The 10,558-nt window shown below is 64.9% G+C and carries 11 protein-coding genes; 3 read left to right on the forward strand and 8 right to left on the reverse strand.

Annotated elements, in window-relative coordinates:
- The 4 genes from CH296_RS08080 to CH296_RS08090 form a co-directional block, all read right to left on the reverse strand.
- On the reverse strand, positions 1–342 hold a 342-nt coding region (locus CH296_RS08080; protein ID WP_179277667.1), incomplete at its 3' end, for an acyl-ACP desaturase.
- Between the two features lie 128 nt (positions 343–470).
- Positions 471–905 carry a GtrA family protein gene (locus CH296_RS08085; RefSeq protein WP_141214694.1) on the reverse strand — a complete coding sequence of 145 codons (435 nt, stop codon included), beginning with the start codon at positions 903–905 and terminating at the stop codon, positions 471–473.
- A gap of 164 nt (positions 906–1,069) precedes the next feature.
- On the reverse strand, positions 1,070–1,237 hold the full coding sequence (locus CH296_RS28870) for a hypothetical protein (protein WP_176459207.1): 168 nt from the start codon (positions 1,235–1,237) through the stop codon (positions 1,070–1,072).
- Between the two features lie 76 nt (positions 1,238–1,313).
- Entirely contained in the window at positions 1,314–2,699 is a 1,386-nt protein-coding gene (locus CH296_RS08090; RefSeq protein ID WP_094684462.1) for a hypothetical protein, read from the reverse strand.
- A 157-nt stretch (positions 2,700–2,856) separates the two neighbouring features.
- Between CH296_RS08090 and CH296_RS08095 the strand changes: the two genes are divergently transcribed.
- Both CH296_RS08095 and CH296_RS08100 read left to right on the forward strand, forming a co-directional pair.
- Entirely contained in the window at positions 2,857–3,621 is a 765-nt protein-coding gene (locus tag CH296_RS08095) for a pirin-like bicupin family protein (RefSeq protein ID WP_094646106.1), read from the forward strand.
- Between the two features lie 111 nt (positions 3,622–3,732).
- Complete coding sequence (locus CH296_RS08100; RefSeq protein ID WP_230596931.1) at positions 3,733–4,209, forward strand: DUF4190 domain-containing protein; 477 nt, start codon at positions 3,733–3,735, stop codon at positions 4,207–4,209.
- 17 nt (positions 4,210–4,226) lie between these two features.
- On the opposite strand, the gene CH296_RS08105 is transcribed toward CH296_RS08100, so the two are convergent.
- From CH296_RS08105 to CH296_RS08120, 4 genes are all read right to left on the reverse strand, one after another.
- Positions 4,227–5,345 carry a GGDEF domain-containing protein gene (locus CH296_RS08105; RefSeq protein WP_094684463.1) on the reverse strand — a complete coding sequence of 373 codons (1,119 nt, stop codon included), beginning with the start codon at positions 5,343–5,345 and terminating at the stop codon, positions 4,227–4,229.
- A 105-nt stretch (positions 5,346–5,450) separates the two neighbouring features.
- Positions 5,451–7,034, reverse strand: coding sequence for an ABC transporter permease (locus CH296_RS08110; protein WP_256980382.1), 1,584 nt, complete (start codon positions 7,032–7,034; stop codon positions 5,451–5,453).
- Entirely contained in the window at positions 7,031–7,909 is an 879-nt protein-coding gene (locus tag CH296_RS08115) for an ABC transporter ATP-binding protein (RefSeq protein WP_094684464.1), read from the reverse strand. Before CH296_RS08115 ends, CH296_RS08110 begins: the two co-directional genes overlap by 4 nt.
- Complete coding sequence (locus tag CH296_RS08120; protein WP_094684478.1) at positions 7,906–8,520, reverse strand: TetR/AcrR family transcriptional regulator; 615 nt, start codon at positions 8,518–8,520, stop codon at positions 7,906–7,908. The genes CH296_RS08115 and CH296_RS08120 overlap by 4 nt, the downstream gene beginning before the upstream one ends.
- Before the next feature lie 54 nt (positions 8,521–8,574).
- Here CH296_RS08120 and CH296_RS08125 point away from each other — a divergent pair, with 54 nt between their 5' ends.
- Positions 8,575–10,533, forward strand: a complete 1,959-nt coding sequence (locus CH296_RS08125; RefSeq protein ID WP_094684465.1) for a M13 family metallopeptidase — start codon at positions 8,575–8,577, stop codon at positions 10,531–10,533.
- Positions 10,534–10,558 lie beyond the last annotated feature (25 nt).

The raw sequence follows: 10,558 nt of genomic DNA on the forward strand, positions 1-10,558 counted from the left end.
CATGACGATGCCGTGCCGGTTCTCCTCGGCGGTCCACCGGCCGACCCAGGTGCCCCAGGCACCGTCCTGGGAGAAGTTCTCGGCGATCTCCCGGTGGTACGACGGCAGGTTGTCCTCGGTGAGCAGGTTGGTGATCATCGCGGCCTGTGCGACGTCGGAGAGCTTGGACTGCTCCGGGTCGTAGTCCTGGCCGCCGAGTGCGGCGAAGTTGCGACCTTCGTCCCACGGCACGTAATCGTGAGGGTGCCACTCCCGAGCCATGGACAGGTGACGGTTCACATTGTCCTCGGCAGTGGGCACCAGCTCTTGCAGAAGCTCGAGCTGTGTCAGATCCCTGGCCATCGACATGCCTCCTCGCGTTGACGTCGGCTCGCCAGCCTAGGGCGATCGATGCGTCGTGCGGGGTGCCTTGCCTGGATTCTGTTAGAGGTCGCAATCACCGGCGAGGCCGAGTGGTGCGATTTCACAGCTCACCGAGTGGCGAGATTCGATACGGGGGTTGCGAGAGCCGGTGAACGGAACACCCAGCCACGGAGAGCGAGGAATCGGGCGGCTCCGAAGATGCCACTCACGGCGATCACGACCAGAACCTGTACGTACGTCGGTGCCGCCGGGAACAGGATGTGCATTGCGGCCAGTGAGGCGGTGCTCAGACCGAGCCCGATCAGGGCGAGTCCTCCGGCTTCCCACTGAGTCTGGAACCAACCGACTCGACCGGTCGCATGGAAGGTGTGACGGCGGTGCAGTTCGTTGGCCAGGACGGTACTTGCGGCCACACCCGCGAGGTTGGCGGTGAACGATCCGAGGGAAGCGAGCGCGACGAACAACAGGGCGTACACACCGTTGCTCGACACCCCGACGATCACGAACCGCGTGAACTGAGCGAGCACCGACTCCCCGAGCATCCGCGATCTGATGCGGGGCGCACAGCCCGACGAACCGGACGCAGCTGGAGCTTTCAGGGAAATGCTCACGAGGACTCCAGTTGTAGAACCGGAAGCGTCGGTCGGCGCTTCGTCTCGATACAACTCCGCGCACCGACGAATCGGTCTCGGGCGTGACGGAAGTCTCAGGCTTTCGTGGAACTTTCTTCCCGGGCGCGCTTCTTGCGGTCCAGGTCGATGTTGAGGCTGTCGGGCTTGATCGATGCGACGAACAACACCGCAACGAGCACGACCACTACGACGATGGTGACGACGACCACCGCGATGCCGAAAATTGCCAAGATACCGTTCATGTCCTGCCTCCCGTGTCAGGCAATACGGTACTTGTCGTAGACGGGCCGGTCGACGTCGCCCCTCGTGCGTTGCAGTTCAACTCACCAGGCGCGCTACGGCGCGCATCGGCAACGACAGCCAGGTGGGCCGATTGCGCGCCTCGTACAGCACTTCGTACACGGCCTTGTCCAGTTCGTATGCACGCAACAGGTCGGCCTCGTCACGGGGATCGTGCCCGGCCACCGAGGCGTATCCGTCGAAGAATGCCGAGATGCTCCGCGCCGCCCACTGCTCGGCCCGCTCGCGCGCCGACTCGTCCTCGGGGCGGTCGACCAGCAGGTGGTTGGCGGCGTAGTCGAACGAGCGCAGCATTCCTGCGACGTCGCGCAGCGCGCTGTCCATCTGCCTACGTTCGGCCAGGGTCTTGGCCGGCTCACCCTCGAAATCGATGAGCAGCCACCGTTCGGGAGTGCCCAGCACCTGACCCAGATGCAGGTCGCCGTGGATGCGCTGCACCGTGGTGCTGTTCGACGCCTCCGCCCGCGAGATCAGCGCGGTCGCCGCCGGGATGTACTGTGCGATCTCCGGCACCACCCGTGCCACTCCCGAGATGCGGGCGAGGATCTCCTCGACGGCAGTGGATTCAACCGACCGCTCGGCGGTGCCCAACTCCGATGCCAAATCGTGGTGTACCTGCGCCACAGCTGCTCCGATTCGATGCGCGTCGGAGGCGAAATCGGCCGGCAGTTCTTCGATCGGTGTCTGCGGGGAATCGAACACCTCCTGCGCGCTGGCCAGCGCCGCAGTCCAGCCTTCGGCGGAGTTCGCGGCGAAATCCTGGGCCATGCCGAGCGTCGTGGGTTCACCGCCGACTTCGGCTTCGAGCCAGCCGCGAAGCGGCGCGACGTTGACGCTCCCCGCCGCCGCCAACGCGCGATGCAGTTCCACATCGGGGCTGATTCCCGGCGGCACCTGACGAAACAGCTTGAGCAACAGCAGATCACCGAGAATCACCGAGGTGTTGGACTGCTCTGCCCCCAGAACCCGACCGCGCAGACCGCTAGGCACACTCGAACCGTCGACGATCCTGAATTCGATGCTGCCAGTGGCTTTTCCGGCGGCAAGTGCATCGCCGTACAGGCCGATGATCTCGGGGTCGCGTAAACCGTCGAACACGGCCACCTCGCCTGCTACGGGCAGGGTCCACGGTCGGAGATCGTCGGTCAGCTCGGTGCGGAACCCCAGTGGAACCTGGTAGGTCTGCGTCACGGCGGTGCCGTCCTGCGTCAGCTGCACCTCCACCAGCAGATGCTCGGCCGCGAAATGCGGCTCGTCCAGGAGCACGTCGCGCGCGACGATGCGCACCGCTCCGACCGTCGAACCCTTTGCGCCGAACCACCGTTGACCTGGCAACCACGCCGCCAGAGCATCCTCGAGCTGGGGTTCGATCGTGCGTGCCACACTCGAGCTGGAACCGACCATGAGAATCTCTCGCCGCCTTCGGGGGAGTTTGCGGAGCTTGTGACCGTACTCAGCGAAACCTACCCACTCCCGGCGACGCTCACACACCGACCGCAAAGACACCCGAACGTTATGCAGGTCGTACGCCGGTGCACGGACATGCTCGTAGAGTGGTCACATGTCCGCTCCACTGACCGCCCACATCGACGTACACCGCGCCGGTGATCGATCGAAAACCCGTGTGTCCTGGCTGGACTCGAAACATTCGTTCTCCTTCGGCCAGCACTACGACCCCGACAACACCCATCACGGACTTTTGCTGGTCAACAACGACGACATCGTCACCGCCGGTCAGGGTTTCGAGACACATCCGCATCGCGACATGGAGATCGTCACGTGGGTGATGCAGGGTTCACTGGTGCATCAGGATTCCATCGGACACTCCGGAATCATCCATCCCGGCCTCGCGCAACGGATGACCGCGGGCAAGGGCATCATGCACTCCGAGAAGAACGACTCCTGGAGCATCGACGGCAACAGGCACACCGAACCCGTTCGCTTCGTGCAAATGTGGGTGCTCCCGGACATTCCCGGTGCCACACCCGGATACGAACAGCTCGAGATCGGCGACGAACTACTGCGCGGCGGGTTGGTCACCGTCGCGTCGGGAATGCACAAGCACCGTGATCGGGCAGCGATCACCATCGGCCAGAAGTCGGCTGCACTGCACGCGGCAAGGTTGTTGCCCGGAGCCTCCGTGACCGTGCCCGACGCCCCGTTCGTGCACCTGTTCGTCGCGCGCGGCACCGTCACGCTCGAGGGGGTGGGCGAGCTCTGGGAGGGTGATGCAGTCCGCATGAGTTCCACTGGCGGACAACGTGTTACCGCGACCGAATCGGCCGAGGTACTCATCTGGGAGATGCATTCGCGGCTCGGCGGGTGACTCACCCGTTCGATGACAAGTTGATCACGGGAGCACGTGGCTCCTGTGTGCACCGGGCCCACCCACATACACTCCGAGCGTTCACGATCGCCGATATCGGAGGTACTCAACGTGTCGAATCAGAATCCGCCGCCCGGAAACTATCCCCCGCCCGGAAACTACCCTTCACCCGGTGAGTACCCCCAGCAGGGCGGCTACCAACAACAGCCACCGGCACCGAAGAACACCGTCGGCACGGTGGCTCTGGTCCTGGCGATTCTGGGTGTGTTGTTCTCCTGGACCATCGTCGGGGGCATTCTTCTCGGCCTGATCGCCATCGTTCTCGGCTTCGTCGGACGTTCCAGGTACAAGAAGCGCACCGCCACCAACGGCACCGTGTCACTCATCGCGATCGTTCTGGGTTTCGTGGCCGCAGCGCTGTCGATCGTTCTCGTCGTCGTCGGGGTCGGCCTGTTCAACGCAGTCGGTGGACAGGACTTCACCGACTGCCTCAGCAACGCAGGCAGCGATACTGCCGCACAACAGCAGTGTGCCGACGAATTCCAGCAGAACGTCGAGAACCAGTACGACGACTCCACACCGAACTGAGCCGCCGCGTCAGGCACTCAGGTCTCGGCGCCTGACGGAGACCGATCACGTCGGGGCGTCGAGCCCGCCACGACCACCTGATTGCCGCCCTGCTGCTTGGCTTCGTACATCGCCGCGTCGGCTCGCCGCAACAGCAGCGTGGTGAGTTCCACGATGTCGAAATCGATGTCCTCGGAAATCGGATACGTGCAATGCGCGACGCCGATGCTCACCGTCAGGGGCGCAGGGTCCTCCGCGGAATGCGCGGCGCAGCGATACTTCTCGGCCAGTGCGAGGGCCTGGTTCTCGGCCGATTTGGTCACCACGGCGAACTCTTCACCGCCCACCCGCGCAACCAGCACACCGTCCGTCGTCAACCGACGTGCGACGAGTTGCAGGGCCGCGTCCCCCTGGTGGTGACCGAATCTGTCGTTGATCGACTTGAATCGGTCCACGTCGACGACCATCACCGACACATCGTTCGCCCCCAGGAAATACACCGGCAGTGCCTCGTCGAGCCCGCGCCGGTTGCGCACTTGAGTGAGCGGATCGAAGTTGGCCGCCTGCGCCTGAACCTGCAGTTTGAGAAGCAGATACTGGAAGAACGTGGGGCCCATGAACGTGATGGGCAACAGCACCACCAGTTGCGCGACGGCCAATCCGGGATCGGTGTCGGGTGAGAGCAGGATCAGCACGAAGAAGAGCGTCACGGCCGACCCGGCCCACAGCAAGTGCAGCGCCATGACTTTCGGACTGTGGAAGAGCTGGACGTACACGCTGTTGGCTGCGAGCATCGCGAGGGCCAGGAAGGTGGTCTGGGGCGATCCGTAGGACAACAGAACCAGCGTCACTCCGACGTCCGAGTACACGGCGAACAACAGAGACACCCGCTTCGAAGGCCAGGGAGCTTTCAGCCAGGCGACACCGACCGCGAGCGTCGACACGATCGCAACCACGATGATCGACCGGCCGACAGTCGAGGTCGGCGGGGAATCGGTGAGCAACAACAGTGCGGCAGCGGCGAGTCCGTACGAGAACGTACTCAAGGATGCAGCGAGGCGATACGGAGCGAGCGCACCGTGCAGCCCGAGGTAGCTCACCACCGACTCGTAGCTGTGCGGCTGGTTCCACCATGTGCGCAGGAATGTCGAGTGCACGTAACCTCCATGCGCGTTCGGCTCAGAGATCACGGACCCGCCAGGACGCCACCATGTCGGACCGGGCCGGACAAATCGGCCACACCCGATGCTATCGGACGCACATCACCCTCGGATGCCTCTTTGTCGGAACGCTGTGAAACCTCCCATACCGACGACGATGGCGATCACGACGAGCCATCCGATCGGCGCGAATTCGACTGCCGCTCCCGGCAATCGCGGAACATGAGTGAAGGGCGAGAGATCGAGCCAGGGCTGAGGCAGGCCCACGACCGACCCGACCTGGCCGACTGCGACGAAGCCGCCCAGAACGGCCCACAGGACGGTCGCGAATCGGGGGACAGCGCCGAACAGGGCAAGGCCGATGGCCGTCACCACCCATACGGCCGGGAGCTGACCCAGTGCGCCGCCGACGACGGACGGCAGTTCACCCGAGACATCGCCGGTCGCCGACCCATACGTCAGCCCGATGGTGAGGCCGACGACCAGCAGCAGCCACGCCGGGCCGAGAACGGCCAGGAGTAGGTGCCCTGCCAGCCAGCGGATCCGCGAGACGCCGGTGGCGAGAACGATCTCGGCCAGACCCGCCTCTTCCTCGGCGTGGAGGCGCAGCAGGGCCGACACCGAGTAGGCCGCCACCATGATGCCGACGATGCTCAGCACGGCCGCAACGAACGATTGTTCGAGTGTGGTACCGCCGAATTTTCCGAGCGCGTCGCCGATAGCAGTACTGCTGCCGAGCTGGTCGTCGATCCCGTCCGTGGACGCTCCGACGACAGTGCCGAACAGGGCGAGCCCGACGGTCCAGACGACGATGGTTCCGCGAGAGAGTCGCCAGGCGAGAGCGACGGGACCGGACAGTGACGGAGCGGCGGCCACCCGCCCGCGGCGCTCGGCCCGCAGCCCACTGCCGAGATCGCGTCGACTCGCGGCCACGAATGCCGCGGCACAGAATGCGGCTGCGGCCGCCGGCGACAGCAACAGCGGCCACCACCTCTCGTCGGCGAACGGCCGCACCTGCGCCGACCACCCGATCGGCGAGAACCACGACAGGGTTCCCGAGCCGATGTCGCCGACAGCTCTGAGAACGAACGCTGCGGCCAGCACGCCGAGGGCGTAACCGCGAGCCACCCGGGCTCCGGACGCCACCTGCGCCGACACTGCCGCACAGCCGACGAAGACGATCCCCACCACGGCGACCGACGCCCCGTACGCGACGCTCCCGGCCACCGGCAGGCCGAACGCCCACAGCGAGAGAGACGACAACATTCCCGTCGCCGCCACCGCGCCGCCCGCCAACGCGATCGCCGCGGCCAACCCGGCGTATCGACCCACCGCCGTCGATCCGATCAGCTCGGTTCGACCCGCATCTTCCTCACCTCGGGTGTGACGGACCACAGTGAGGATCGCCGCCAGCGGAACCAGCGCCAGCACCAACCCCGAACGCCAGGACACCAGAGCTCCCAGGTCACTACCGAAGATCGGGCCGACGAGCGCTGCCTGCGCGGGCGCCGACAGAGTCCCGAGGTAGAACGCCTGACGATCCGCCGCCGTCGGATACAGGCCCTCGAAGCTGACCGCGTACAGCAGCGGCAACGCCCCGAGCAGAACGATCCACACCGGTGCCACCAGACGATCGCGACGCAGATACAACCGCAGCAACGCGCCGGTTCCTGTCAGAGCCTTCATGCGTAGTACCTCAGGAACAGTTCTTCGAGTGTCGGAGCGGAGCTGACCAGGCTGCGGACTCCGGCGTCGGCCAGCACGTGCATCGTCGCCGCAAGGGCTTCGTTCTCCACCGTGCAGGTGACCGATGATCCCGCGACTCGGACGTCGGACACCCCCGCGAGCGTGGTCAAACCGTCGGGCATGCGCTCGAGATCGGCGGTGACCGTCGTACGAGACAGGTGTCGCATCGACGCCAGAGTCCCGGTATCGACCGTCCGCCCGTCCTTGACGATCGTCACCGAACTGCACAGTGCGTCCACCTCGGACAGGATGTGCGAGGACAACAGCACCGTGACTCCGCGTCGGGCAGCATCTTTCACACAGTCGCCGAAGTGCTGCTCCATCAGCGGATCGAGTCCCGAGGTGGGTTCGTCGAGGACGAGCAACTCCACGTTCGACGCCAGAGCCGAGATCAGCGCCACCTTCTGGCGATTGCCCTTGGAGTAGGTGCGGGTGCGCTTGCCCGGGTCGAGGGAGAACCTCTCGATCAGCTCGGCGCGGCGAGCAGAGTCGATACCTCCTCGCATTCGGCCGAGCAGGTCGATCACCTCACCGCCGGTCAGCGACGGCCACAGCGTCACGTCACCCGGCACGTAGGCCAGGCGTCGATGCAGCGCTACGGTGTCGGTCCAGGGGTCGCTGCCGAGCAGCCGCACGTCGCCTTTCGTCGCGCGGATCAGACCCAGCAGGATGCGGATCGTCGTGGATTTGCCGGCTCCGTTGGGACCGAGGAAGCCGTGCACCTCACCGGTCGGTACGTGCAGCGACAGTCCGTCGAGCGCCCGAACCGAACCGAATTTCTTCTCCAGGTCGTCCACTGCGATTGCGTCGGTCATTCTTTCGCCTCCAGATACGTGTCCAAAGCTCGGGAGTCGGTGAACAGTCCGTCGGTGTAGAGCTCGAGCGCGGGCAACATGACCTCGTGGCCGAGGGCGCTCAGTGCCTCGCGGAAATCGACGTCGGGGCCGGCCATCTGCACGTACAGCAGTAGTCCGCCGACGTTCTGTCGCGTCAGGAATCGGGCGCGTGCCGCGGGGTCTCGACTGGGGGTGAATCGGCCGTCGCGGACTCCTTCGTCGATGTAGCGGACGGCGTCGTCGACCATGTGCTCGAACAACTCTCGCGCCAGCGCACCGCCCGAGGAGAAGCTCCGCACCATGTAGGCGACCAGCGGCGCGTACTCGTCGATCCGAGCGAGCTGTTCCATCATGCCTGCGGGCGCAGACGAGGCGGTCTTCGATTCGCGGATCACTCGCAGAACGTGCTCGTCGCACGCTGCGCGCAGCCCGTCCTTGGACCCGAAGTGGTGATTGAGCAGCCCGGGAGAGACTCCTGCCGCGGTGGCGATGGACCGCACGCCTGCGGTGAAGCCCTGTGAGCCGAAGACGCCGATCGCGGTGTCGCGGATTCGTGCCCTGGTGGTGAGATCCTCCGATACTGAACGCATGTACAGCACATTAAACACCCGTTCAATCGAGCGCAAGAGTGTAAAGATGGACGCATGACTTCAGTAGTGAACTCGGGCATCGATCTCAGCTACCAGGACGAGAACACACGCGCACAGGACGACCTGTTCGTGCACGTCAACGGCAAATGGCTCGAGGAGTACGACATCCCGGCCGACCGCGCAGTCGACGGAGCATTCCGCACGCTGTACGACCGCGCCGAGGTCGACGTACAGACCATCATCGAAGAATCGGCCGCCGCGAACCCGCCCGCGGGTAGCGACGCGCAGAAGATCGGCGACCTGTTCTCGAGCTTCATGGACGCCGACCGTGCCGAGCAACTCGGCGTCACCCCGATCGCCGACGAGCTCACCGCCATCTCCGACGCCACCGACCTCGTCACCCTCGCAGGCGTTCTCGGCTCCCTGCAACGCACGGGCGTCGGCGGTGCAATCGGCCACTACGTCGACACCGACGCCAAGCAGTCCGATCGCTACCTGGTCCACTTCAGCCAATCCGGCATCGGCCTGCCGGACGAGTCGTACTACCGCCAGGACGAGTACGCCGAGATCCGTACGAGCTACCTCGAGCACATCTCGAAGATGTTCGCGCTCAGCGGCATCGAGTACGACGCGCAGACGGTGTTCGACCTCGAGCAGAAGATCGCCGCCGGCCACTGGGACGTCGTGGCCAGGCGTGACGCCGAGAAGAGCTACAACCTGGTCGATTTCGACACCCTGGTTCAGAACGGTGCCGGATTCAATTGGGCTGCATGGATGTCCGGGCTCGGTGCCACTACCGAGCAGTTCGCCGAGATCGTCGTGCGCCAGCCACCGTTCCTCAGCACCTTCGTCTCGCTGTGGACTTCCGAGGACATCGAGGCATGGAAGGCGTGGCTGGCCTGGCGCGTCGTGCATTCGCGTGCGCCGTTCCTGACGAGCGCGATCGTGGACGAGAACTTCTCGTTCTACGGAACGACGCTGACCGGTACCGAGGAGAATCGCGAACGGTGGAAGCGCGGAGTCTCCCTGGTTCAGGACGTGCTCGGGGAGGCCGTCGGCAAGCTCTACGTCGAACGCCACTTCCCGGCCGACTCCAAGGCCAGGATGCAGGTGCTCGTCGAGAACCTCACCGAGGCGTATCGACGCAACATCTCCGAGCTCGAATGGATGAGCCCGGAGACGCGTGAGAAGGCCTTGGACAAGCTGGGCAAGTTCACCCCCAAGATCGGCTACCCCGATCGGTGGCGCGATTACTCGAGCGTCGAGATCAGCGCCGACGATCTGCTCGGCAACTACCGCCGCGGCTACACCGCGGACTACCAGCGCGACCTCGACAAGCTCGGCGGACCCGTCGACCGCGACGAGTGGTTCATGACGCCGCAGACCGTCAATGCGTACTACAACCCCGGCATGAACGAGATCGTCTTTCCCGCAGCCATTCTGCAGCCACCGTTCTTCGACCCCGAGGCCGACGACGCGGCCAACTACGGCGGTATCGGAGCCGTCATCGGTCACGAGATCGGCCACGGATTCGACGATCAAGGCGCCAAGTACGACGGTGACGGCAACATGGTGGACTGGTGGACCGACAGCGACCGCACCGAATTCGGCAAGCGCACCACGGCCCTGATCGAGCAGTACAACGAATTCGAACCCAAGGCACTGCCCGGCCACAAGGTCAACGGCGAGTTCACCATCGGCGAGAACATCGGCGACCTCGGTGGTCTGTCGATCGCGGTTGCCGCCTACGAGATCTCGCTCGAAGGCAAGGACGCGCCGGTGCTCGACGGTCTGACCGGCCTGCAGCGTGTGTTCTTCGGGTGGTCACAGGTGTGGCGCACCAAAGCACGCGATGCCGAGGCAATCCGTCGACTCGCCGTCGATCCGCACTCGCCGCCGGAGTTCCGCTGCAACGGCGTCGTGCGAAATCTCGACAGTTTTCACGAAGCATTCGACGTACGCCCCGGAGATGCGCTGTACTTGGACCCGGGGAAGCGCGTCAAGATCTGGTAGCAACAGGCTGGTACACAACGGGGAG

Source organism: Rhodococcus sp. 14-2496-1d, from assembly GCF_002259365.1.
Lineage (GTDB): Bacteria > Actinomycetota > Actinomycetes > Mycobacteriales > Mycobacteriaceae > Rhodococcoides.

Coding starts and splice junctions, on each gene's coding strand:
- CH296_RS08085 (WP_141214694.1), bottom strand. CDS start 905: ATGCTCGGGGAGTCGGTGCTCGCTCAGTTCACGCGGTTCGTGATCGTC.
- CH296_RS28870 (WP_176459207.1), bottom strand. CDS start 1,237: ATGAACGGTATCTTGGCAATTTTCGGCATCGCGGTGGTCGTCGTCACC.
- CH296_RS08090 (WP_094684462.1), bottom strand. CDS start 2,699: ATGGTCGGTTCCAGCTCGAGTGTGGCACGCACGATCGAACCCCAGCTC.
- CH296_RS08095 (WP_094646106.1), top strand. CDS start 2,857: ATGTCCGCTCCACTGACCGCCCACATCGACGTACACCGCGCCGGTGAT.
- CH296_RS08110 (WP_256980382.1), bottom strand. CDS start 7,034: ATGAAGGCTCTGACAGGAACCGGCGCGTTGCTGCGGTTGTATCTGCGT.
- CH296_RS08115 (WP_094684464.1), bottom strand. CDS start 7,909: ATGACCGACGCAATCGCAGTGGACGACCTGGAGAAGAAATTCGGTTCG.
- CH296_RS08120 (WP_094684478.1), bottom strand. CDS start 8,520: ATGCGTTCAGTATCGGAGGATCTCACCACCAGGGCACGAATCCGCGAC.
- CH296_RS08125 (WP_094684465.1), top strand. CDS start 8,575: ATGACTTCAGTAGTGAACTCGGGCATCGATCTCAGCTACCAGGACGAG.